General features: G+C 56.3%; 24 protein-coding genes. 8 read left to right on the top strand and 16 right to left on the bottom strand.

Going from position 1 to position 23,820, the window contains the following annotated elements:
* Nucleotides 1-16: 16 nt before the first annotated feature.
* From ruvB to aspS, 6 genes are all read right to left on the bottom strand, one after another.
* Nucleotides 17-1,024 carry a Holliday junction branch migration DNA helicase RuvB gene (gene ruvB, locus K6L24_RS09420; RefSeq protein WP_062746282.1) on the bottom strand — a complete coding sequence of 336 codons (1,008 nt, stop codon included), beginning with the start codon at nt 1,022-1,024 and terminating at the stop codon, nt 17-19.
* A 12-nt stretch (nt 1,025-1,036) separates the two neighbouring features.
* Entirely contained in the window at nt 1,037-1,651 is a 615-nt protein-coding gene (ruvA, locus tag K6L24_RS09415) for a Holliday junction branch migration protein RuvA (protein ID WP_137269676.1), read from the bottom strand.
* Nucleotides 1,652-1,747: 96 nt separating this feature from the next.
* The gene (gene ruvC, locus K6L24_RS09410; RefSeq protein WP_118664008.1) at nt 1,748-2,269 is read right to left on the bottom strand and encodes a crossover junction endodeoxyribonuclease RuvC; all 522 of its coding nucleotides are present in this window, start codon (nt 2,267-2,269) and stop codon (nt 1,748-1,750) included.
* A 31-nt stretch (nt 2,270-2,300) separates the two neighbouring features.
* The gene (locus tag K6L24_RS09405; protein WP_062746291.1) at nt 2,301-3,044 is read right to left on the bottom strand and encodes a YebC/PmpR family DNA-binding transcriptional regulator; all 744 of its coding nucleotides are present in this window, start codon (nt 3,042-3,044) and stop codon (nt 2,301-2,303) included.
* Nucleotides 3,045-3,154: 110 nt separating this feature from the next.
* Complete coding sequence (nudB, locus tag K6L24_RS09400) at nt 3,155-3,589, bottom strand: dihydroneopterin triphosphate diphosphatase (protein ID WP_062746294.1); 435 nt, start codon at nt 3,587-3,589, stop codon at nt 3,155-3,157.
* Nucleotides 3,589-5,376 (bottom strand): aspartate--tRNA ligase, encoded by a 1,788-nt coding sequence (gene aspS, locus K6L24_RS09395; RefSeq protein WP_118664007.1) that lies wholly within the window; start codon nt 5,374-5,376, stop codon nt 3,589-3,591. Before aspS ends, nudB begins: the two co-directional genes overlap by 1 nt.
* A gap of 311 nt (nt 5,377-5,687) precedes the next feature.
* On the opposite strand from aspS, the gene K6L24_RS09390 reads away from it, so the two are divergent.
* The 6 genes from K6L24_RS09390 to K6L24_RS09365 all read left to right on the top strand — a co-directional run bounded on the left by K6L24_RS09390 (nt 5,688) and on the right by K6L24_RS09365 (nt 10,735).
* A complete protein-coding gene (locus tag K6L24_RS09390) occupies nt 5,688-6,257 on the top strand; it encodes a hydrolase (protein ID WP_062746423.1) in 570 nt (189 codons plus the stop codon).
* Nucleotides 6,258-6,371: 114 nt separating this feature from the next.
* Nucleotides 6,372-7,196, top strand: a complete 825-nt coding sequence (locus K6L24_RS09385; protein WP_062746299.1) for a DUF72 domain-containing protein — start codon at nt 6,372-6,374, stop codon at nt 7,194-7,196.
* Between the two features lie 76 nt (nt 7,197-7,272).
* Complete coding sequence (locus K6L24_RS09380) at nt 7,273-7,668, top strand: MAPEG family protein (RefSeq protein WP_062746301.1); 396 nt, start codon at nt 7,273-7,275, stop codon at nt 7,666-7,668.
* An 84-nt stretch (nt 7,669-7,752) separates the two neighbouring features.
* The gene (gene cmoA / locus K6L24_RS09375; protein WP_222682222.1) at nt 7,753-8,493 is read left to right on the top strand and encodes a carboxy-S-adenosyl-L-methionine synthase CmoA; all 741 of its coding nucleotides are present in this window, start codon (nt 7,753-7,755) and stop codon (nt 8,491-8,493) included.
* Nucleotides 8,490-9,458: a tRNA 5-methoxyuridine(34)/uridine 5-oxyacetic acid(34) synthase CmoB gene (gene cmoB / locus K6L24_RS09370; RefSeq protein WP_062746425.1), complete on the top strand. Its 969-nt coding sequence runs from the start codon at nt 8,490-8,492 to the stop codon at nt 9,456-9,458. The genes cmoA and cmoB overlap by 4 nt, the downstream gene beginning before the upstream one ends.
* A gap of 179 nt (nt 9,459-9,637) precedes the next feature.
* Nucleotides 9,638-10,735, top strand: a complete 1,098-nt coding sequence (locus K6L24_RS09365) for a glycerol dehydrogenase (protein WP_222682221.1) — start codon at nt 9,638-9,640, stop codon at nt 10,733-10,735.
* Nucleotides 10,736-10,777: 42 nt separating this feature from the next.
* Here K6L24_RS09365 and K6L24_RS09360 read toward each other — a convergent pair whose 3' ends face one another.
* Nucleotides 10,778-11,617, bottom strand: coding sequence for a hypothetical protein (locus K6L24_RS09360; protein ID WP_062746308.1), 840 nt, complete (start codon nt 11,615-11,617; stop codon nt 10,778-10,780).
* Nucleotides 11,618-11,835: 218 nt separating this feature from the next.
* Nucleotides 11,836-12,591, bottom strand: coding sequence for a copper homeostasis protein CutC (cutC, locus tag K6L24_RS09355; protein ID WP_062746427.1), 756 nt, complete (start codon nt 12,589-12,591; stop codon nt 11,836-11,838).
* Between the two features lie 100 nt (nt 12,592-12,691).
* On the opposite strand from cutC, the gene K6L24_RS09350 reads away from it, so the two are divergent.
* Nucleotides 12,692-13,837 (top strand): MalY/PatB family protein, encoded by a 1,146-nt coding sequence (locus K6L24_RS09350; protein WP_222682220.1) that lies wholly within the window; start codon nt 12,692-12,694, stop codon nt 13,835-13,837.
* Here the strand turns inward: K6L24_RS09350 and K6L24_RS09345 are convergent.
* Entirely contained in the window at nt 13,834-14,403 is a 570-nt protein-coding gene (locus K6L24_RS09345) for a VOC family protein (RefSeq protein WP_392389192.1), read from the bottom strand. The genes K6L24_RS09350 and K6L24_RS09345 overlap by 4 nt on opposite strands.
* Nucleotides 14,404-15,060: 657 nt before the next feature.
* On the opposite strand from K6L24_RS09345, the gene argS reads away from it, so the two are divergent.
* Nucleotides 15,061-16,791 (top strand): arginine--tRNA ligase, encoded by a 1,731-nt coding sequence (gene argS, locus K6L24_RS09340; protein WP_062746316.1) that lies wholly within the window; start codon nt 15,061-15,063, stop codon nt 16,789-16,791.
* Between the two features lie 184 nt (nt 16,792-16,975).
* On the opposite strand, the gene flhE is transcribed toward argS, so the two are convergent.
* From flhE to cheR, 7 genes are all read right to left on the bottom strand, one after another.
* Complete coding sequence (gene flhE, locus K6L24_RS09335; RefSeq protein ID WP_062746319.1) at nt 16,976-17,404, bottom strand: flagellar protein FlhE; 429 nt, start codon at nt 17,402-17,404, stop codon at nt 16,976-16,978.
* A complete protein-coding gene (flhA, locus tag K6L24_RS09330; RefSeq protein ID WP_062746322.1) occupies nt 17,404-19,494 on the bottom strand; it encodes a flagellar biosynthesis protein FlhA in 2,091 nt (696 codons plus the stop codon). The genes flhE and flhA overlap by 1 nt, the downstream gene beginning before the upstream one ends.
* Complete coding sequence (gene flhB, locus K6L24_RS09325) at nt 19,487-20,638, bottom strand: flagellar biosynthesis protein FlhB (protein ID WP_062746430.1); 1,152 nt, start codon at nt 20,636-20,638, stop codon at nt 19,487-19,489. The genes flhA and flhB overlap by 8 nt, the downstream gene beginning before the upstream one ends.
* A gap of 175 nt (nt 20,639-20,813) precedes the next feature.
* Nucleotides 20,814-21,458, bottom strand: a complete 645-nt coding sequence (cheZ, locus tag K6L24_RS09320; protein WP_062746324.1) for a protein phosphatase CheZ — start codon at nt 21,456-21,458, stop codon at nt 20,814-20,816.
* Between the two features lie 9 nt (nt 21,459-21,467).
* Entirely contained in the window at nt 21,468-21,857 is a 390-nt protein-coding gene (cheY, locus tag K6L24_RS09315; protein ID WP_062746326.1) for a chemotaxis response regulator CheY, read from the bottom strand.
* Between the two features lie 36 nt (nt 21,858-21,893).
* Nucleotides 21,894-22,943 carry a protein-glutamate methylesterase/protein-glutamine glutaminase gene (locus K6L24_RS09310; protein WP_062746328.1) on the bottom strand — a complete coding sequence of 350 codons (1,050 nt, stop codon included), beginning with the start codon at nt 22,941-22,943 and terminating at the stop codon, nt 21,894-21,896.
* Nucleotides 22,943-23,815, bottom strand: a complete 873-nt coding sequence (cheR, locus tag K6L24_RS09305; RefSeq protein WP_118664003.1) for a protein-glutamate O-methyltransferase CheR — start codon at nt 23,813-23,815, stop codon at nt 22,943-22,945. Before cheR ends, K6L24_RS09310 begins: the two co-directional genes overlap by 1 nt.
* Nucleotides 23,816-23,820: the final 5 nt, after the last annotated feature.

Genomic DNA, 23,820 nt, shown 5'->3' with positions numbered 1-23,820 from the left:
CCCCGGGGTTTGCTACCTACTGCTCTTCGCGGGTGATGCCGAAATGTTTATACGCGTGTCCGGTCGCCATACGGCCACGTGGGGTGCGTTGAATAAACCCCTGCTGGATCAGATACGGCTCCAGCACGTCCTCGATGGTTTCGCGCTCTTCACCTATTGCTGCCGCCAGGTTATCCAGCCCTACCGGCCCCCCCATAAACTTATCGATGATCGCCAGCAGCAGCTTACGGTCCATATAGTCAAAGCCTTCGGTATCAACACTCAGCATATCCAGCGCCTTTGAGGTGACGTCACCGCTCATATTGCCGGCTGCACGAACCTCGGCAAAGTCGCGCACCCGCCGCAGCAGACGGTTAGCAATACGCGGAGTTCCCCGTGCCCGGCGGGCGATTTCCAGCGCGCCGTCATCGCTCAGCGGCAGGCCCAGACAGGCAGCGCTGCGGCCGACGATATGCTGCAGGTCTTCCACCCGGTAAAACTCCAGGCGCTGCACGATGCCAAAGCGGTCACGCAGCGGTGAGGTCAGGGACCCGGCGCGCGTGGTGGCCCCAATCAGGGTGAACGGTGGCAGGTCAAGTTTGATTGACCGGGCGCCCGGCCCTTCGCCAATCATAATATCCAGCTGATAATCTTCCATGGCCGGATAAAGGACTTCTTCCACCACCGGTGAAAGACGGTGGATCTCATCGATAAACAGCACGTCGTGCGGTTCGAGGTTGGTGAGCATGGCCGCCAGATCGCCGGCTTTTTCCAGCACCGGCCCGGAGGTAGTCCGCAGATTCACACCCATCTCGTTGGCGACAATGTTCGCCAGCGTGGTTTTCCCTAAGCCTGGCGGGCCGAAAATCAGCAGATGGTCGAGGGCATCACCGCGATTTTTGGCGGCTTCAATGAAGATTTCCATCTGTTCGCGCACCACCGGCTGGCCGACATACTCCGCCAGCATTTTCGGTCGGATCGCGCGGTCAATGACTTCTTCTTCGGTAACAACCCCGGCGGAAACGAGGCGATCGGCTTCAATCATGCTCTACCTCAGTCAAATAGCAGCGCGCAGGGCTTCGCGGATCAGCGTTTCGCAGTCTGCGGTCGGTTTTCCTACCTTACTGATCATACGGCTGGCTTCCTGAGGCTTATAGCCCAGGGCCACCAGCGCAGAGACGGCTTCGCTTTCAGCATCATTGGCAGCTTCGGCCGGCATTTCGCTGGTCAGTGCAAACGGCGCATCGGTGGCAAACAGATCGCCGTGCATCCCTTTGAAGCGGTCTTTCATCTCCACGACTAAGCGCTCGGCAGTTTTCTTGCCCACGCCGGGCAGTTTGACCAGTGCGGCAATCTCTTCGCGCTCAACGGCGGTGACGAACTGCTGGGAAGACATGCCGGAGAGGATCGCCAGCGCCAGCTTCGGCCCGACGCCATTGACCTTAATCAGTTCACGGAACAGCGCACGCGCCGGTTTACTGTTAAAGCCAAACAGCAGCTGCGCATCTTCACGCACCACAAAGTGGGTGAAGATAATCGCTTCTTGATTGAGGTCGGGAAGCTCATAAAAACAGGTCATTGGCATCTGCACCTCATAACCCACGCCGCCGACCTCCAGCAACACCACAGGCGGCTGTTTTTCCAGGATAATGCCTCTCAGACGACCTATCACATTCGCTTCCTTCAGATAACTATTCAGAGTGGTGTTTATAGCATAAAAAAGGCTGGATGAATATCCAGCCTGAATATGATTCGCGGACTTCCCGAGTTAACTGAGACGCCCGCGTGCAAGGTTCAGTTTTCCCTCACCAATACGGTTAACGTTCTGGCTCAGGTGGCAGTGCGTGATGGCAATTGCCAGCGCATCGGCCGCATCCGCCTGCGGATTCGCAGGCAGTTTGAGCAGCGTCCGCACCATATGCTGCACCTGGCTTTTCTCGGCGCTGCCGATGCCCACCACGGTCTGCTTTACCTGGCGCGCGGCATACTCGAACACCGGCAAATCCTGATTGACGGCGGCCACGATCGCCGCCCCGCGTGCCTGACCCAGCTTCAGCGCGGAGTCTGCATTCTTCGCCATAAAGACCTGTTCTATCGCGAAGAACTCCGGCTGAAACTGGGTGATGATTTCGCTCACCCCGGCATAAATCAGTTTCAGCCGCGTCGGCAAATCAGTCACACTGGTTCGAATACAGCCGCTACCCAGATAGGTTAACTGCCGCCCCACCTGCCGGATCACACCGTAACCGGTGATGCGCGAACCGGGGTCGATCCCCAAAATAATAGCCATTACGCGCTCACCAGATGTGATGGTCGGTGTATCACAGGGTTTCCGCTACCTCGTCAGAAATTTCACCGTTATGGTAAACCTCCTGCACGTCGTCGCAGTCTTCCAGCATATCAATCAGACGCAGCAGCTTAGGCGCTGTTTCGGCATCCATATCCGCTTTAGTAGACGGGATCATGGTGACTTCGGCGCTGTCTGCCTTCAGACCTGCCGCTTCCAGCGCCTCTTTCACTGCGCCTAGATTTTCCCAGGCGGTAAACACGTCAATCGTCCCGTCATCATAGGTCATCACGTCGTCTGCGCCGGCTTCCAGCGCCGCGTCCATCACCGTATCTTCCTCCAGGCCCGGTGCAAAAGTGATCACACCCTTTTTGGTGAAGAGATACGCCACGGAACCATCGGTGCCGAGATTGCCGCCGGTTTTGGTGAAGGCATGACGGACTTCAGACACGGTACGGTTGCGGTTGTCGCTCAGGCACTCGACCATGACCGCCGTACCGCCGGGGCCATAACCTTCATAGATAATGGTTTCCATGTTGCTGTCATCGTCACCGCCCACGCCGCGTGCAATAGCACGGTTCATGGTGTCACGGGTCATGTTGTTTGACAGCGCTTTGTCCATCGCCGCACGCAGGCGCGGGTTAGAGTTCGCATCACCGCCGCCCAGTTTGGCAGCGGTCACCAGTTCACGAATGATTTTGGTGAAAATTTTACCGCGTTTAGAATCCTGGGCCGCCTTGCGGTGCTTGGTGTTCGCCCATTTACTATGTCCTGCCATTTACTCTTGTCTCCAAATCAACGCTGAACAGGTTATCTTGCCGGCTGCCATCTCGCTGCGCCGACAGACGCCTGAACGTTTGGCTAAGTTCAAAAGATAAAAAACAAAAATTACACTACAAATTCTTCAATTGCCTGGCGGTTACTCCAGGACTTGGTGAGCGCGGCGGCGGCCGGGGCATCCAGCCACTGAAAAGCCAGATGTTCGCTCAATGTGATGTTGCATTCCGCAGGGAGCGCCAGCGTAAACCAGTGCTCCCGGTTGTGGGTAATGTCCGGCGCATAGCGGTGGCGAAAGTGCGCAAAGATTTCGAATTCTATATGACGCTGGCAGTCCACGAATGTGAGCTGCCCGGCGTTAATATCAATCCCGACCTCTTCCTGCACTTCCCGCTGCGCGGTCTGTAGCAAACTTTCGCCGGGCTCCTGGCTGCCGGTGACCGACTGCCAGAAATCCACATCATCACGTCGCTGCAACATCAGCACCCGCCGGGTGTCCAGGGCATAAATCACCACCAGAACCGAAACCGGATGCTTAAACGCCATTATTCGTTCTCTGACGGCTGATCTTTCACTTTCTTAACCACTTCAATGCCCAGTTCAGCCAGCGAAGCCGGGTTAGCAAAGTTTGGCGCTTCGGTCATCAGGCAGGCCGCCGCCGTGGTTTTCGGGAAGGCAATCACGTCGCGAATATTATCGGTGCCGGTCAGCAGCATCACCAGACGATCCAGACCAAAGGCCAGACCGGCGTGCGGTGGCGTACCGAACTTCAGCGCATCCAGCAGGAAGCCAAACTTCTCGCGCTGCTCCTGCTCGGTGATCCCCAGAATACCGAACACGGTCTGTTGCATCTGGCCGTTATGAATACGCACGGAACCACCGCCCACTTCATAACCGTTGATCACCATGTCGTAAGCGTTGGCAATCGCCAGTTCAGGCTGTAATGCGAGCTCACCAGGGGACATATCTTTTGGCGCGGTGAACGGGTGGTGCATGGCCGTCAGGCCGCCTTCACCGTCTTCTTCAAACATCGGGAAGTCAACCACCCACAGCGGAGCCCAGGCGGCTTCGTCGGTGATTTTCAGGTCACGACCCAGCTTCAGACGCAGCGCGCCCAGCGCATCAGCCACCACTTTCGCACTGCCCGCGCCGAAGAAGATGATATCCCCGTCGGCCGCGCCGTTACGCGCCAGGATCTCTTCAACAATACTGGCATCAAGGAACTTGGCGACCGGACTGGCAACCCCTTCCAGACCTTTAGCGCGTTCGTTGACCTTCATCCACGCCAGGCCTTTAGCCCCGTAGATTTCGATAAACTTGGTATAGTCGTCAATCTGCTTGCGGCTCAGCTGTGCGCCACCCGGTACACGCAGTGTCGCCACACGGCCTTTGGCATCATTGGCGGGGCCGGAGAAAACGCTGAACTCCACGTTTTTCACCAGATCGGCCACGTCCACCAGCTCCATCGGGTTGCGCAGATCGGGCTTATCAGAACCGTAGCGACGCATGGCTTCTGCGAAGGTCATGGTCGGGAAATCACCCAGCTCAACCGACTTCACGTCGACCCACAGATTGCGCACCAGACGCTCCATGATGTCACGCACCTGCGGTGCGGTCATAAAGGAGGTTTCCACATCGATCTGGGTAAATTCAGGCTGACGATCCGCACGTAAATCTTCGTCACGGAAGCATTTTACAATCTGATAGTAACGGTCAAAGCCGGACATCATCAGCAGCTGTTTAAACAGCTGAGGTGACTGTGGCAGGGCATAGAACTTGCCTTTATGCACGCGGCTGGGCACCAGATAGTCACGGGCACCTTCCGGCGTCGCCTTGGTCAGCATCGGGGTTTCGATATCCAGGAAACCGTGCTCGTCCATAAAGCGGCGCACGAAGCTGGTGATTTTCGCACGGGCTTTCAGGCGGTTCGCCATGTCCGGACGACGCAGGTCAAGATAGCGATACTTGAGACGCGCTTCTTCACTGTTGGCCATATTGGAGTCTAATGGCAGCGGTTCAGAGCGGTTGATGATGGTCAGATCGGTGGCGAATACTTCGATCTCACCGGTCGCCATATCGCTGTTTTTGTTCTTCTCATCACGCGCGCGGACGGTGCCGGTTAACTGGATGCAGAACTCGTTACGCAGTTCAGAGGCCAGTTTGAAGGCCTCCTGGCGATCCGGGTCAAAGAACACCTGCACGATGCCTTCACGGTCACGCATATCAATAAAGATCAGGCTGCCGAGATCGCGGCGACGGTTAACCCAACCGCACAGTGTCACTTGCTGGCCTACATGAGACAGATTGATCTGCCCACAATACTCAGTACGCATAATGATATCCTTTTAACTTCAGCGCTGCTGGCACAGCTTTATGGTCAATATCCTGCTCTGAGGAGCGCTGCTGCCGCGAAAAATGGCTGCCATTATAATGGAAAATGGCTCACAGGATAAGTGCTGTCGGCGCGGGAAAGGGGCAGAAAAACCCCGATATCCCCTCTCACTGGAGCAGATGGTTAACAAAACATCATCACCTCGACATAACCGCTAACAAAACACTGCGCTTTACCGACATCATTTTCATCGCCGCCTGAGGCCTTTCCTTTGTATTCTTGACGGTTTCCTACCTTCTCGCGGAGATTCTGATAGTGAAACTTAACCCCAACACCACTGCTTTGGTTCTGATCGATCTGCAGGAAGGCATTTTGCCCTTCGGCCATGCTCCGCATTCCGCCGATGACGTCGTCCGCCGATCGGCCACGCTGGCCGCGCATTTTCGCGCTGTTAATGCCCCTGTGGTGCTGGTGCGCGTTGGCTGGTCCGCCGATTTTGCAGAGGCACTGAGACAGCCGGTGGATGCCGCCCATGCCGGCGGTGCGCTGCCGGACAACTGGTGGGACTACCCTGAGGCACTGAATGCCCGGGCCACCGATTTGTCCGTTATCAAACGCCAGTGGGGGGCCTTTTACGGCACGGACCTGGAGTTACAGCTACGCCGACGCGGCATTGACACCCTTGTCCTGGGCGGCATTGCCACCAATATTGGCGTGGAGTCGACCGCACGCAATGCCTGGGAGCTGGGCTTCAATCTGGTGATTGCCGAAGACATCTGCAGCACCGCGACGGCGGAACAGCATCAGGCCAGCGTCGAATGGATCTTCCCCCGCATTGCCCGCGTTCGTCAGAGCGATGAGATCCTGGCGGCATTGCAGTAGTGCGTCAACGACCGGAGGGAACCGGTCGTACATTTTCCTCCTCCGCAATCTGTGTTGCGCTCCTCCCTCTCCCCACGTTACAGTCGCCCGCAGTTCACCTAAACAGGAAATGCGATGACGCCGTTGTACCTTGGCCTGCCGCAGTGGCAGCACCCACAATGGAAAAAACTGGGAATGACCACCCTGGAAGATTATGCCCGCTACTTTAACTGTGTCGAAGGCAACACCACGCTGTACGCGCTGCCGCGCCCGGAAGTGGTTCAACGCTGGCGGGCCATGACCCATGATGACTTCCGCTTCTGTTTTAAATTCCCCGCCACTATCAGCCATCAGGCATCGCTGCGACAGTGCGGCGATCTGACCGCAGAATTTTTTGATCTGCTCTCCCCGCTGGCCGATCGAATGGGACAGTTCTGGCTGCAGATGCCGTCAGCGTTTTCACCCGCTGACCTGCCCGCACTCTGGCAGTTTCTGGACGGTTTGCCGACGGCGTTTCGCTACGGGGTAGAGGTACGGCACCCGGAGTTTTTCGCCAAGGGCGAGGCTGAACAGGCGCTGAACCGTGGACTGCACCAGCGTGGCGTCAATCGGGTGATCCTGGATACGCGTGGGGTTCACAGCGCCATCCCCTCCTCTCCGGCGATTATCGAAGCACAGCGTAAAAAACCCAAATTGCCCGTTCACGCCGTGATGACGGCAGATGCCCCAATGATCCGCTTTATCGGGGGCGATGATCTCTCGGCCAATGCAAAGTGGTTTGACGCCTGGCGACAGCGCCTGCCGCAGTGGTGCGCCGCAGGCCAGCCCTGGCTGTTTATTCACACTCCGGATGTCGGGTTTGCTCCCGAGCTGGTTCGCGCACTCTGGCCTGGCCTGCAGCAGGCCGTGCCCGGCATCGGTGAAGTCCCCAACTGGCCACAGCAGGAGATGCTGTTTTGATCGGCGGGCAGGCGACAGCCTGAGTTTTCTTCGCTACCCTGTTCGGCAAGATAATTCTTACATCATGGAGTGAGAGATGGTCAGTGCACTTTACGTGGTAGTTGGTTCGCTGTTTATTCTGAAGTTTTTACTCGACGTCGTGCGTTTACGTCGGCAGTACAGGGTTTCGATTGGCGACGGCGGCGTTTCCGATCTGCAACTGGCCATTCGCATCCACGGCAATGCGGTAGAAAATATTCCCATCGCGATGTTTTTGCTGGTGATGATGGAGATGAACGGCGCCGATATCTGGATGCTGCACCTGCTGGGCCTGTTTTTCTTCTTTGGTCGCATGATGCATGCGTGGGGCCTGCGCAGTCGTACCGTGCTGTGGCGACGAAATGGCATGCTGCTGACCCTTCTTTCCCTGGCGGGGATGGTGCTGGTGAATCTGTTGTTCCTGCCCTGGGACCTTGTGTTTGGCCTTTCCTGACGGCCAGGCTGGCAGAAAAGGTGCAGCCCCCATCACTTTCTGCCAGAATATGCCCTTTCCGTTAGCTTCCCCGGACTTACCACTATGTCTAACCGCGATACGCTGTTCTCCGCGCCAATTGCCAAACTGGGCGACTGGACGTTTGATGAGCGCGTTGCTGAAGTGTTTCCCGACATGATTCAGCGCTCCGTGCCCGGCTATTCCAATATTATTTCAATGATTGGTATGTTAGCCGAGCGCTTTGTTCAGCCCGACTCCCGGGTTTATGACCTTGGGTGTTCGCTGGGCGCGGCCACCCTGTCGGTGCGTCGTCATATTCAGGCACCTGGCTGTCAGATCATTGCCGTGGATAACTCCCCGGCAATGGTTGAGCGCTGCCGGCGCCATATAGATGCGTTCCGCGCCGACACCCCGGTGGAGGTGATCGAGGACGATATTCGCCAGATCCCGATAGAGAATGCGTCCCTGGTCGTACTGAACTTCACCCTGCAGTTTCTTGCCCCTGAAGAGCGTCAGCAGCTGCTGAACACGATTTATAAGGGCCTGCGCCCCGGTGGGGCGCTGGTGCTGTCAGAAAAATTCAGCTTTGCCGACCCTGAGATGGGTGAGCTGCTGTTTAACATGCACCACGATTTTAAACGGGCCAACGGCTACAGCGAACTGGAGATCAGTCAGAAGCGCAGCATGCTGGAAAATGTAATGCTGACGGACAGTGTGGAAACCCATAAACAGCGCCTGCATACGGCCGGTTTCCAGCACGCCGAACTGTGGTTCCAGTGTTTCAACTTTGGCTCTCTGGTGGCCTTAAAAGCAGGTCACGCCTGATGGATTTTGGAAATTTTTACCAACTTATTGCTAAAAGCCCCCTCTCACACTGGCTGGAAACCCTGCCCGCGCAGATCGCGGCCTGGCAGCGGGAAGCCCTGCACGGGCACTTTAAAAACTGGGATCGCTCGGTTGAACATCTGCCTGCACTCACGCCCGAAACACTGGATCTGCTCCACAGCGTGACCGCTGACAGCAGCCAGCTGTCGGCCCGCCAGCGCGAGGGAATTGAAAAACTGCTGCGGAACCTGATGCCATGGCGTAAAGGGCCGTTTTCACTTTACGGGGTCAGCATTGATACCGAGTGGCGTTCTGACTGGAAATGGGAGCGTGTTTTACCGCATATTTCCCCGCTGGCCGGACGCACAGTGCTGGATGTCGGTTGCGGCAGTGGTTATCACATGTGGCGAATGCTGGGGGCAGGCGCGCAACTGGTGGTGGGTATCGATCCCATGCAGCTGTTCCTCTGCCAGTTTGAGGCGGTGCGTAAACTCCTGGGCAACGATCAGCGTGCACACCTGCTGCCGCTGGGCATTGAGCAGTTACCGGAGCTGAAAGCGTTCGATACCGTTTTCTCCATGGGCGTGCTGTACCATCGTCGCTCTCCGCTCGATCATCTGTTCCAGCTAAAAAATCAGCTGGTCAGCGGCGGTGAGCTGGTGCTGGAGACGCTGGTGGTGGAAGGTGATGACCAGCAGGTGCTGGTGCCGGGTGAACGATACGCCCAGATGCGTAACGTTTACTTTATTCCCTCCACCGGGGCGCTAAAAAACTGGCTGGAAAAATGCGGTTTCGTCGATGTGCGCATCGCCGATTACTCGCTGACCAGCACGGAGGAACAGCGTCGCACCAGCTGGATGACCAGCGAGTCGCTGGCCGAATTCCTCGACCCGAATGACCCGACGAAAACCGTTGAGGGTTACCCTGCTCCGCTGCGTGCGGTGCTGGTCGCGACCAAACCCTGACCACGCCAGGGCCGATCGTCACATGACGGCCCTGCGTTTCCCTTGCGCCCCTTTTCTGATCCCCGTCAAGCAACCTGCCCTTTTATTCTTCAATACCTCGTTTTGGGTAACAAGCTTAATACTAAGGAATTAGTCTACAGTCAGTTATGCGTTCATTTCACCTGAAAGGAGTAACTGGTATGAGTAAATTTGTTTTTTCATCACCACGGAAATACATTCAGGGCGCCGGGCAGCTCGCTCACCTGGGCGAATATCTGGCAGAGCTGGGAAGCAGTGCCTTCGTGGTGGCCGACGATATCGTCTGGGGCCTGACTGGCAAAGAGGTCGAGGCATCACTGGCAGCCAGCAATATTGGCTGCCACTACGCAGCGTTTAATGGCGAAGCTTCCAGCAATGAAATTACCCGTCTGGCTAATCTGGCAAAAGAGAAAGGCACCCACATCGTGGTCGGTCTGGGCGGCGGTAAAACCCTTGACACGGTGAAGGCGGTTGCCGACGAACTGAAGCAGCCGGTTGCCGTCGTGCCGACCATCGCCTCCACCGATGCCCCCTGTAGCGCACTGTCCGTCATCTATTCCGACAGCGGCGTCTTCGAAAGCTACCGTTTTTACAGCAAAAACCCGGATCTGGTGCTGGTGGATACGCAGGTCTGCGTCCGGGCACCGGTGCGTCTGTTTGCCTCCGGCATCGCTGACGGACTGGCCACTTACGTTGAAGCCCAGGCGGTGAAGCGTTCTCACAGCAAATCAATGGTCAATGGTGATCCGACGATTGCCGGGATAGCGATTGCGGAAGCCTGTGAGAAAACCCTGCTCACCTGGGGGCTGAGCGCCTGTCAGGCAGTGGAAAAACAGCTGGTGACACCGGCAGTGGAAGCGGTAGTGGAGGCCAACACGCTGCTTTCTGGCCTTGGCTTCGAAAATGCTGGCCTGGCTGGTGCGCACGCTATTCATAACGGGTTTACGGCGATTGAAGGCGATATCCATCACCTGACGCACGGAGAAAAAGTCGCCTACGGCACGCTGACGCAGATGATCCTTGAGCAGCGCCCGGACGAAGAAATTGCCCGTTACGTCCGTTTTTACCGCGCGATAAACATGCCAACCACGCTCAAAGAGATGCATCTGGATAAAGAGAGCTGGGAAAACCTGGTGAAAATTGGCGCGCTGGCCGGTAACGAGGGTGACACGCTGAAAAACCTCAATCCGGGACTGAGCGCGGAGGATGTCGCTCAGGCCATTCTGGCCGTGGACGCCTTCAGTCAGTCGGTGAAGTAAGCACGCCCCCGACAGGCCGGCCACTCAGGCCGGCCTTCTCAGTCAGCGACCGGGCGATTTCCAGTACTCATAGCGGTAAGCTGCCGTGATATTTCGCCGGACAATTCCTCCGGGAAACACTTCCATCTCACGGGCATAACTTAACGTACAGTTGTCACGATCGTCCCAGAGCTGGCACTCGTCCTGCGTCGTCATACTGCTTATCGGACTGTCAGACCGCGTATTCAGACGGAGTTCACGCCCTTCCCTGTCATAGTCCCAGGTCATTTTCTGTCGCTCAGAGTCTGACGCCACCAGCTGATTCTTTTTATTCCAGCGGTACGTCAGGACGCCGTTACTGTTGGCGTCAGTTCCGCGGGAGGTGCTGCGGATCAGTCGCGACTTCCGGTCGAAAAAGTGCGTGGTTTCAGTAAACCCGCTCTCACCCTTAAGCATAAATGCGTCGGCAGAACTGACAATCATCCCGCGATTGTTAGTACGGTAGTGCGTCGTGCCACGTTTGTCGTTGATGACCGTGGCCGCTCCGCTTCCCAGTTCTGACACCGTCATCGTATAGCTGGAAAGCCAGCCATCACTGACGCGCTCAAAATTTTGCACCAGTTCAATCTGCAGGCGGCCTTCCTGTTTGTCGTAACGAATATCGGCACGTTGCAGAACGCCACAGGGGTCAAATTCACCGATCATGCGCTTTTGCTGATTAACATCCTTACCAAATTCGCCAAGCACAAACTGTTTAATCGGTCCTTGTGCCGTTCCGCCCAGCATGACGATGCTGTTATTACTGTTGATCTGCTGATAGCCGGGCTGGCAGGCCTGTGCCGCCGGGGCCAGCAGCAACGCCAGCGATGCCATCAGGGAATAACTCAAAAACTGAATCTTCATCACGGCTTCCATGACAGAGTAAAGAGAAGCATGCAGTGTAGAGTTTTTTTGCCCCCTGGCGCACCTGTAACACGCGTCTGAGTCAAAAAAAACCCCAACAAAGGTAGCTGGGGTCTGGTACTTGCAAACATCACGTCACGTTTCGGCGTGCTGCGCGGCAAAATCAGTAGGTTACTGTGAATGAGAACCGCCAGTATCGGTGTAAAAGGAGAACCGCATCAGGCCACTTTCACCGGAGCCCCGAATGACATCACACTCTTCATCGCGGCCACCACATCACCATCCACACTGGTGCGGGTAAATTCATCGTTTTCCGCCTCAGAACACATGGAGACACCGGCTTTGCGGTAACGCATGGGGGACGCAGTTCGCTGGCTGGCGGAGCTGTGAAGCTCAATAACGCCGGCATCGATAAATTTTTGAACGTTGCTCAGACGGACACCCGCACCGGCCATGACTTTCAGACCCCGGGCCTTATGGGTAAGTTCCCGTAAAAGAGGTAAACCACTCTCCGCACTCTGCTGCTGGCCGGAGGTGAGAATACGCGCCACGCCTAAGTCAGTCAGTTGGGTCATCGCCAGCAACGGGCTGTGGCACAGATCGAAAGCGCGATGAAACGTCACCGCCATCCCCTGACAGTGCTTCATCACTTGCTGCATGCGTGGCAGATCAATATGGCCATCAATGTCCAGCAGGCCCACCACCAGTCCGGGGAAACCCAGCTCGCGGATAAAGTCGATATCTGACTTCATCTGCTCAAATTCAATCTCGCTGTAACAGAAATCGCCGCCGCGCGGCCGGACGATAGGATGTACCGGTATGGACACACGCTGTCGAGCTGACATCAGCGTTCCCGCCGATGGCGTCAGCCCCCCCTCTGCCGGAGCAGCACAGAGCTCCACCCTGTCCGCCCCTGCCTTCTCTGCCGTGACTGCACATTCCACTCCATAGCAGCATATTTCCAGTTTTCGCATCCCATCCTCCGGTTTATCACTGCTGGCTGGTTGTTTATTTCGATGCCGATGATTAGTCTGATCGGTATTACAGGTATTTATTTTAACGGGAATCAGCATCATGGCATTCAATTTTGACCAACGGATAGACCGCCGTCACAGCGATAGCCTGAAATGGCGAAAATATGGTGATCGGGATATCCTTCCACTGTGGGTCGCCGACACCGATTTTCGCGTAGCAGACTGTATTACCGAAGCATTACAGACACGTATCTCACAAGGGATCTTTGGTTATGGTGTGCAGCCCGATGAGCTGATTCATCTTGTCGTCGACCGCATGAGTACGCGCTACGGCTGGCATATTCAGCCGGAATGGCTGGTATTTTTACCCGGCGTGGTGACCGGTCTGAATCTGAGCGTACGCGCCTTTACCGAACCCCACCAGGGTACTGTCGCGCCCACCCCGATTTATCCGCCTTTCCGTCAGGCCGCCAGACTCGCCAGTCGTACCCAGCTTAGTGCCCCGCTGCAGCTTAAGGATCAGCGCTGGGTGGTGGATTTTGATGACCTGAACGACCAGATGACCGGCAACGAAAAACTGTTATTACTGTGCAACCCGCAAAACCCGGGCGGTACGGTCTATCGGCGTGATGAGCTGGAGGCCCAGCTCCGTTTCGCCCAACGCCATAACCTGGTGGTGTGCTCCGATGAAATCCACTGCGACCTGCTGCTGGAACCCGGCGTCAGGCATATCCCCTTTGCCAGCCTGAGCGAGGATGCCGCGCAACGATCCATTACCCTGCTGTCACCGTCAAAAAGTTTCAACATTGCCGGTCTGGGCGCATCGCTGGCGATTATTCCCAATCGGGACCTGCGTGACCGGTTTAATCGCGAGCGTAAAGGCCTGGTGCCGGATGTGGATGTGCTGTCATTTGTGGCGGCTACCGCCGCCTGGCGTGACGGTCAGCCCTGGCTGGAGGCACAGCTGGACTATCTGCGTGGCAACCGTGACTGCCTGACTCAACATATCAATAAGTTGCCTGGCCTGAGTGTGGCCGCACCGGAAGCCAGCTATCTGGCCTGGATTGATGCCAGCAAACTGAAAGTCGCCAGCCCGGCGCTGTTCTTTGAAAAACACGGGCTGGGTTTCTCACCGGGACGTGACTTTGGTGACGATAAGTTTATTCGCTTCAATTTTGGCTGCCAGCGCGCAATGTTAGATGAAGCATTACGTCGCATGACGCTGGCGCTGGCGATCGGGCACTAACGCTGACGCGCTCTTTCACTCCCGACAATCTCTTTCAGACTCCAGGGATGGAATTTGATGGTCACCAGCCCGTCACTGACGGCCAGTGTCGGGTTAGGCAGGCGTTCCCCTTCCCCTTTAGGTGCACTGTTTTTAACGGAAATCCCCTGCTGTATCAGCCCTTCGTCGCTCATCAGGGCGAGTGCACGAGCCCCCAGCGTCTGCTCATCGCCTCGCAGAACCACTTCCACATGTTCCCAGCCTTCATGGCGATAGCGCCGCTCCCCCGGCCAGGGAAGTTCAACCACGTTAATCTGCCACGGCCCCACCTGCAGTGGGGTGGCTAAATCAAACAGCGCAACAGGACGTCCCCCAATCTCTTTTTCAGAAAAAAGGGTGCCGCAGCGGAGTAATCCCTGCTTCCATCGTTCTGCCGTGGTGTTTTGATGGCATCTGACAGCGATATGGTCGACCTCTAAATCATCAAGCTTTAGCCCTAAACGCTGAGAAAGGTGGTTAAGGCATTGTAAAAAACGGGGTAAATCATTAGCCAGATCGCTTAGTTCCTCGGCGTTTTCGATGATCATCATGCTCAAATCCTTCATTTACAGTAATTTCTCTTATTAATATCAACGCCTGTGAGCGACTTTAAAGACCAGTAGATTGAATAGAATAAGCCGTAATTATCGGAATTATTCATATTAATTGCCTGCTTACTCAGACAGACATCCAGCCCTCACTGGTTCAGTACCAGCTTTTTTTTTAGAAAACAGCCTTTAAGTTTATGTTTTAGTTTAGTTAAATTTATACAATGCGACAATTCCTAAATCGCACAGGGTGCATTGTAGGCTATTCTGCTTTCTTATAGATTTGTCCCGACCATCCACACGAGGAAAAGCCCAATGCTGATGATACTGCTTGTCGCCGTCCTGATCGCGATGATGGCGTTGGCGATTGTACGCCACTGGCGGGTTCGAAGCGGGAAAACGACTGTTGCCAGTCCCCACCGCCCTCAACGCCGACGTTAATCCCGCCTCGCGGAAAACAGCCCCGCAGTACGCTATCTCCATGCTCATTCAGCAAGTTATCCAGGCATGCAGGTTCCTGGATAACTTGTTCCTAAATGCAGTATACTTTTCCCCTTCTTTTTTAAGCGCTGACGCCATGAGTGACTTACACCCTGATGACGGCGGCGCGGTGACAACGGCCTGCTCACAGGCTTTCAGAAAAATTAAGGTAACTCGGTGAATATTCAGGCTCTTCTCTCAGAAAAAGTCAGTCAGGCGATGATCGCAGTGGGTGCTCCCCTGGATTGTGAACCTCAGGTGCGCCAGTCGGCAAAAGCACAGTTTGGTGATTACCAGGCTAACGGCATGATGGCCGTCGCCAAAAGCCTGGGAATGCCGCCGCGACAACTGGCTGAAAAAGTGCTGGAGCAGTTGGATCTCACGGGTATTGCCAAAAAGGTTGAAATCGCCGGTCCCGGATTTATCAATATTTTCCTGGCACCCGAGTGGCTGTCCACCCAGATCGACAGCGTGCTGGCTGCCCCCAAACTGGGTGTGGCCCCCGTTAATCCTCAGACAGTGGTGATTGACTACTCTGCGCCGAACGTCGCGAAAGAGATGCACGTCGGCCACGTTCGCTCAACGATTATTGGCGATGCCGCGGTGCGTACGCTGGAGTTTCTCGGCCACAATGTGATCCGGGCAAACCATGTCGGCGACTGGGGTACCCAGTTCGGAATGCTGATTGCTTTCCTTGAGAAACAGCAGAACGAGCAGCATGAAGAGATCGCCCTGGCGGATCTGGAAGTGTTCTACCGCGAAGCGAAACGTACCTACGACGAAGATCCCGCTTTTGCCGAGCGGGCGCGTGGTTATGTGGTGAAACTGCAGGGCGGCGACGAGTACTGCCGTAAGATGTGGAAGCGCCTGGTGGATATCACGATGGCGCAGAATCAGCTGATCTATGACCGTATGAACGTGACCCTGACGCGTAACGATGTGATGGGCGAGAGCCTGTACAACGACATGCTGCCGGGTATCGTTGCCGACCTGAAAGCCAAAGGCCTGGCCGTCGAGAGTGAAGGCGCGACGGTCGTATTCCTTGATGAGTATAAGAACAAGGAAGGCGAGCCGATGGGGGTGATCATCCAGAAAAAGGATGGCGGCTATCTCTACACCACCACGGATATTGCCTGCGCTAAATACCGCTATGAAACCCTGAAAGCAGATCGCGTGCTGTACTACATCGATTCACGTCAGCACCAGCATCTGATGCAGGCATGGACTATCGTACGCAAAGCTGGCTATGTTCCGGCCTCTGTTCCTTTAGAACACCATATGTTCGGCATGATGCTGGGCAAAGATGGCAAGCCGTTTAAAACCCGCGCCGGGGGCACAATCAAGCTTTCCGACCTGCTGGATGAGGCCATTGAGCGTGCAACAAAACTGGTCTCTGAAAAGAACCCGGATATGCCCGCAGATGAGCTGAAAGCGCTGGCGAATATTGTCGGTATCGGTGCCGTCAAATATGCTGACCTGTCGAAAAGCCGCACCACTGACTACATCTTCGACTGGGATAACATGCTGGCGTTTGAAGGTAACACAGCGCCCTATATGCAGTACGCCTATACGCGTGTGCTGTCCGTGTTCCGTAAGGCCGGCATTGATGAGCACGGCGTTACGGGTGCAACCGCCATCGCCGAAGATCGTGAAGCGGCGCTGGCCGTCCGGCTGTTGCAGTTCGAAGAAACGATTACTCAGGTTGCCCGCGACGGGATGCCGCACGTGATGTGTAGCTATCTGTACGATCTTGCCGGGCTGTTCTCCGGCTTTTACGAGCACTGCCCGATCCTGACCGCAGAAGATGAGGCGACAAAGCAGAGCCGCCTGCGCCTGGCGCTGCTGACGGCGAAAACCCTGAAGCAGGGTCTGGATACGCTGGGTATTGAAACCGTAGAACGGATGTAAGCGCTCAGGGGCGGCCGGAACACGGGTCGCCCCTGAGGGATGCCCTCAGCTTTTCCTCGCTAAACGTTCAGCGGTAAGTCTGAGTCTGGCTTCATCCCACGGGCGTTGTGCTGGCTTTCAGCTGAAAACAGCGACAACTCCGCCAACAGGTGAAGGGGGGAAATCTGACATCAGGCCTTACTGATCAGTGCAGATCAACCGCAGGAAGCGCCGATGCCTGGCGGTAATTCACCATCACCTCATTACTGACCACCCGCAACACCGGAAACACCCGCCCTTTTCCCTCTACCTGATAGATAAAGCGTAGCGTCTCACCGGCCGCCACGTTGGTCAGCCCACGCGTTGAACCGCTGGCTCCCTCAATTGGTACACAGCGACTCTCTGAGCATAAGCGAACCTGCAATCCGGCAGGGGCAGGCGCGCTGAGCGTATAGCGCCACACCACATCGGTCATCGTCCCGGGCAGCGCTTCAGGCGGGCTGAGAGGGCGCGATGATGCCTGCACGCCCCGGTTGGAGAGTGCCGGGCCCGTTGCGCTCGCCTGCCAGCCACCATCAGCCGCCAGACTCAGGCCCGGCAGCATCAGCAGCAACACTCCTGCCAGCGCCTTCATCAGTGGCCTCCAATGGTGGACGTCATACGGATATTGCGGTTGTCAGTCAGTTCCATATTCGAAATGACCATCAGCTGTGGCAGCGAGCGGCGCAGGAAGCGGGCCAGTAACGCACGCAGCGGATGATTCACCAGCAGCACCGGCGGTGCACCCAGCCCTTCCTGATGCTGCAGCGCCGTTTGCGCCTGTGCCAGCAGGCGATCCGCCAGCCCCGGTTCCAGGCCACCACCGCCCTGCAGCGCCTGCAGCAGCAGACGTTCAAGCGTGGTATCCAGGCCAATCACCTGCACTTCTCCGTTGCCCGGGAACCACTGCTGGGTAATGGCGCGGCCCAGTGCCACACGTACCACCGAGGTCAGCTCCTGGGGATCGGTCTGCACCGCAGCATGTTCCGCCAGCGTTTCAATAATGGTGCGCATATCGCGGATAGAAACACGCTCTGCCAGCAGATTCTGCAGCACCTTGTGCAGCGTGGTCAGGGTGATCACGCCAGGGATCAGATCTTCCGTCAGCTTCGGCATTTCCTGGGTGACGCGATCCAGTAGCTGCTGCGCTTCCTGACGACCGAACAGCTCGCTGGCATACTGGCCGATCAGATGGTTAAGATGCGTGGCCACTACGGTACTGGCTTCCACCACGGTGAAGCCCTGAATCTGTGCCTGCTCTTTCAGCGCGCTGTCGATCCAGATCGCCTCCAGACCAAAGGCCGGGTCAACGGTCACTTCTCCCGGAAGTGTCCCTGCCGCCGTGCCGGGGTTAATCGCCATCCAGCGCCCCGGATAGGCGTCACCGCTGCCGATCTCCACCCCTTTCATCAGAATACGGTAGCGGGCCGGCGTCAGATCCATATTGTCACGGATATGCACCACCGGCGGCAGGAAGCCCATCTCCTGCGCAAATTTCTTACGGATGCTGCGGATACGTCCCAGCAGTTCGCCGTCCTGAGCGCTGTCGACCATCGGGATCAGCCGGTAACCCACTTCCATCCCCAGAGAATCTTCCAACTGGACATCGCCCCAGGTGGCTTCAACGCTGGCGGCACTCTCCGGCTGGCGGGCCATTGACAGAGCCGGGGCGTCGCTGGTTTTCGGCTTCATCTCCTTGCCGCGTATCCACCAGGCCAGACCCAGTAAGGCGGCGGTAAACAGCAGGAAGACCAGGTTTGGCATTCCCGGCACCAGGCCAAGCAGGCCGAGGACGCCCGCACTGAGCATCATCACGCGTGGGTTATTAAACAGCTGGCCCACCATCTGCTCACCGACGTCCTGATCGGTACCAACGCGGGTAACGATAACCCCGGCGGCGGTCGAGATCACCAGCGCCGGGATCTGCGCGACCAGACCATCACCAATGGTCAGCAGCGTATAGGTTTCTGCCGCATGTCCGGCGTCCATCCCATGCTGTACCACGCCCACCAGCAGACCGCCGATGACGTTGATAATCATAATCATGATACCGGCGACGGCATCACCGCGAACAAATTTACTGGCCCCGTCCATCGAACCGTAGAAGTCCGCTTCCTGGGTCACGTCAGAGCGGCGTTTTTTCGCCTCCTCTTCGCCAATCAGCCCGGCATTGAGGTCGGCATCGATCGCCATCTGCTTACCCGGCATCCCGTCAAGGACAAAACGCGCGCCCACTTCAGCAATACGCCCGGCCCCTTTGGTGATAACCATAAAGTTGATGATCACCAGGATAACAAACACCACAATACCGATGGCAAAGTTGCCACCGACCAGGAAGTGGCCAAAGGCTTCCACCACCTGACCGGCGGCGGCGGCCCCGGTATGGCCTTCCATCAGAATAATACGCGTTGAGGCCACGTTCAGTGCCAGGCGTAATAAGGTGGAAAACAGCAGGATGGTCGGGAAGGCAGCGAAATCCAGCGTGCGCTGGGTGAACATCGCCACCAGCAGCACCATGATCGACAGGGCAATGTTGAAGGTGAACAACAGATCGAGGATAAACGGCGGCAGCGGCAGCACCATCATCGACAGGATCAGCAGGATCAGGATCGGCCCGGCCAGCACCTTCCACTGCGTGTCTTTCATGTTAGCGGGTAAGCGAAGTAATGCGGCCAGATTAGCCATCAGATTTTTGTTCTCCAACAAAGTCCAGCCCATCCGGCACCGGCAATTTAACAGGTCTCTTCGGGATCAGCCCCCCTTCCACTTTCCAGCGGCGGAGTTGCCACACCCAGGCGAGCACTTCAGCCACGGCTGCGTACAACGTCCCGGGAATATGCTGACCAATTTCACTATGACGATACAGCGCACGTGCCAGCGGCGGTGCTTCAAGAATCGGGATACGGTGCTCCTTGCCCAGTTCACGAATGCGCAGAGCAATTTCTCCTGCGCCCTTCGCCAGCACTTTTGGTGCGCTCATTTTCTTTTCGTCGTACTGCAACGCGACCGAATAGTGGGTCGGGTTAGTGACTATCACGTCCGCCTTCGGCACATCCTGCATCATGCGGCGCCTGGCGGCCGCCCGCATTTGCTGACGGATACGCCCTTTCACATGCGGGTCGCCTTCCTGCTGCTTATGCTCGTCCATAATATCCTGACGAGACATGCGTAAATTTTTGAAGTAACTGTACACCTGGAAGAAGACGTCGAAACCCACCATCGGGGAGAGCCCCAGCACCACCAGAATGCTGCACATGGCAATCATATTCAGTGCGCTGGCCAGAGCCGTCACCGGCGATTCGCTGATCAGGCGTAACATTTCCGCCCAGTGATGCCAGATATACAGCCAGGTCACCACGCCCACCAGCGTCGCTTTCAGCACGGCTTTGAGCAGTTCGGCCGCGGATTGCGCGGACACCAGTTTCGCCAGGCCTTTTATCGGGTTCATTTTGCCGAAGTCGAATTTAATCGACTTGCCGCTGATCACCAGCCCACCCAGCAGCATTGGTGCCGCAATTGCCATCACCACCAGGCCGAACATCATTGGCAGAATGGCCAGCACGGCCTGCATTAGCAGATTGGCTATCTGATGAAGCATCTGACTGGTATCGCTGACCACGGAATGATTGAAGACCAGACCATCGGCCACCAGCGCACCCAGTTTTCGCCCCATCCACTCGCCGCCGACCCACAGAATACTCAGGCCGGTCACCAGCATCAGAATCGATGTCAGCTCGCGCGATCGCGGGATTTGCCCTTCTTCTCGTGCTTTTTCAAGTCGATGGGCCGTGGGGGACTCTGTTTTTTCCTGATCGCTATCCTGAGACACGGTAGCAAAACCTTCAATACGGAATGACTGAGGGTAGAATGCCAAATTCGCGCAGGGGTAATGCCACGAGTAAACGGGTAAAAAGGGGGTTATTTAAGGAATGGGCGAAGGACAGTGCCCGCGCAATGGCGCGGGCACTGACATCAGCAGAGGCGGAATGGCTCCGCCTCTGTTATCAGAAGCCGAGGCTGTCCAGCAGATCGTCAACCTGATCCTGGCTTGCCACCACATTCGGGGCAGCCGCATTGATCTGCGGGCCATTCAACAGGCTGTCGGTATCTTTCTTCACACGGGCGCTCTGGTCCGGGATGTTTTCCATGAGGACCGTCAACAGTTGACGCTCAATTTCCTGGATAACATCCATCATACGTTTGATCACCTGCCCGGTCAGATCCTGGAAATCCTGAGCCATCATGATTTCCATCAGCTGGGCATTGGTGAAGCCTGTATGCCCCGGTACTTCGTCCAGATAACCACGAGTATCCGAAACCAGAGAGCGGGCATCTGACAGTTCGATAGGGTTCTCGAACCACTCATCCCAGCGAACTTTCAGTGCTTTCGCTCCATTCTCCATCACTGTCTGACGGGGCTGCGCGGCCTCGACGCAGTTTAGTGCACGCTCGGCCGCCTGGCCGGTCATTTGAATCACATAATCAAGACGATCGCGGGCATCCGGGATCGCCTCTGCGGCTTCTGCGATAGCCTGATCAAGACCTAACTCACGCAGACTGTCGCGCAGCATACGCGTCAGTGAACCAATTTTAGAGATTATGTCCTGCGCCGAAGCTGCATCAACATTTGGTTTCGGAATAGTGTTCATCTCAGCTCCTTACATACCCAGTTTTTCGAAGATCTTACCTAACTTCTCTTCCAGGGTAGCCGCTGTGAATGGTTTAACAACGTAGCCGCTGGCACCCGCCTGTGCAGCCGCAATGATATTCTCTTTCTTGGCTTCTGCCGTAACCATCAGCACCGGCAGCTTACTCAGCGCGGCGTCCGCACGAATGGTTTGCAGCAGCTGCAGGCCATCCATATTCGGCATGTTCCAGTCAGACACCACGAAGTCGAAACCCCCTGCACGCAGTTTGTTCAGCGCATCCACACCGTCTTCTGCTTCTTCAACATTGTTGAAGCCCAGCTCTTTTAACAGGTTACGGACGATACGACGCATCGTGTTGAAGTCGTCGACCACCAGAAACCGCATATTTTTATCAACCATACCTACTCCCGTAATATGTAGCCCGCGAGGACCGCGTTAGATACGCAACGCCTGTCCGGCGCTAATTTTTGCCAGCATGTGCTGGCTGATTTGGTGGAGATCCACCACCTCACTGGCTCCCCCGAGGGCGATTGCCTCCCGGGGCATGCCAAATACCACACAGCTCGCTTCGTTCTGGGCAATGGTCCAGGCACCGGCTTTATTCATCGCCAGTAGCCCGGCAGCGCCATCGTTCCCCATGCCGGTCAGGATCACGCCAACGGCGTTACGACCGGCAAACTGCGCCACTGAGTTAAACAACACATCGACCGACGGTTTATGACGATTCACCGGCGGTCCGTCATTCAGTTTGACCTGATAGTTCGCGCCACTGCGCGTCAGTTCCATATGCATCGCACCCGGTGCGATATACGCATGTCCCGGCAGAATACGTTCACCGTCTTCCGCTTCTTTCACCGTAATCTGGCACAGCTTGTTCAGACGTTCGGCAAACGATTTAGTGAAGCCCGGGGGCATATGCTGGGTGATTAACAGCGCCGGGCTGGTGGCCGGTAACGGCTGCAGCACATGACGAATCGCTTCGGTGCCGCCGGTAGAGGCGCCAATGGCAATCAGTTTTTCACTACTCAGCAGCGGCCCGGCTTTCAGCATCACCGGCGCAGGCTGTGGCCCACGGGTGTGCAGACGGGCGCGTGACGCCGCACGCACTTTATCGGCAATCATCTGACTGTAGGCCAGCATCCCTTCCCGAATTCCCAGCGACGGTTTCGTGACAAAGTCGACGGCTCCCAGCTCCAGGGCACGCAGGGTAATTTCAGACCCTTTGCCCGTCAGTGATGAAACCATCACCACAGGCATCGGGCGCAGACGCATCAGCTTTTCCAGAAAATCGAGACCGTCCATGCGCGGCATCTCTACATCCAGGGTCAGGACATCCGGGTTAAACTGCTTAATCAAATCCCGTGCCACCAACGGGTCCGGTGCAGACGCGACCATCTCCATATCGGAATGGCTGTTGATAATTTCGGTCATCAACTGGCGCATCAACGCCGAATCATCGACGCACAACACTCTGATTTTACTCATTATCTTTCCTTAGTCAGTCCATAGACCGTCTGGCCACGCAGATAAAATTCTTTACTAATCTGGCTGAAGTTTTCCGAGTGACCGGCAAACAGCAAACCGCCGGGTTTCAGTAACGGAACAAAACGTCGTAAAATCTTTTCCTGTGTTTCTTTGTCGAAATAGATCATGACATTACGGCAGAAAATCACATCAAACTGTCCGGGCAGCGCCCAGTCATTAGCCAGCAGATTCAGTTGAGCAAACGTCACCATATTGGCCAGCTCAGGACGGGCACGCACCATGCCTTCATGCGGCCCGGTTCCCCGCAGGAAAAAGCGTTGCAGCTGCTGCGGTGAGAGCGTACGCAGCTCCTCCTGGCGATAGACGCCCGCCAGCGCTTTTTCCAGCACCTGGGTATCGATATCACTGGCGTGGATCTGAAACTTACCCGGGCCGGTGCCCAGCGTTTCCGCCAGGGTCATCGCAATGGAGTAAGGCTCTTCGCCGGTAGAGGCCGCTGCGCACCACACGCTGTAGTTCCCCTGGCGACGTTTCGCATGCTCCGCCAGGATCGGAAAGTGGTGGGCTTCGCGAAAAAAGGCCGTCAGGTTGGTGGTCAGGGCATTCACAAACGCCTGCCACTCTGCGCTGTTAGGGTCGTTTTCCAGCAGCGCCATATAGCGACCAAAATCGTCGATATTTAACATCCGCAGCCGGCGGACCAGGCGGTTGTAGACCATTTCTCGCTTGTGATCGGCGAGAACGATGCCAGCTCGCTGATAAATCAACTGACTGATACGCTTAAAATGCGTATCGGATAACGGCAGGCGCTGTACCATCTGCGACAGCAGCGTTGCGTTTTCCGGTGGAGCTAACAACGTCGATTTCTTCATGTAGC

The sequence above is a fragment of the Erwinia persicina genome (assembly GCF_019844095.1).
In the GTDB taxonomy this organism is placed as follows: domain Bacteria; phylum Pseudomonadota; class Gammaproteobacteria; order Enterobacterales; family Enterobacteriaceae; genus Erwinia; species Erwinia persicina.
The sequence above is the reverse complement of the archived record's forward strand: the minus strand, read 5'-3'. Positions and strand labels throughout refer to the sequence as shown.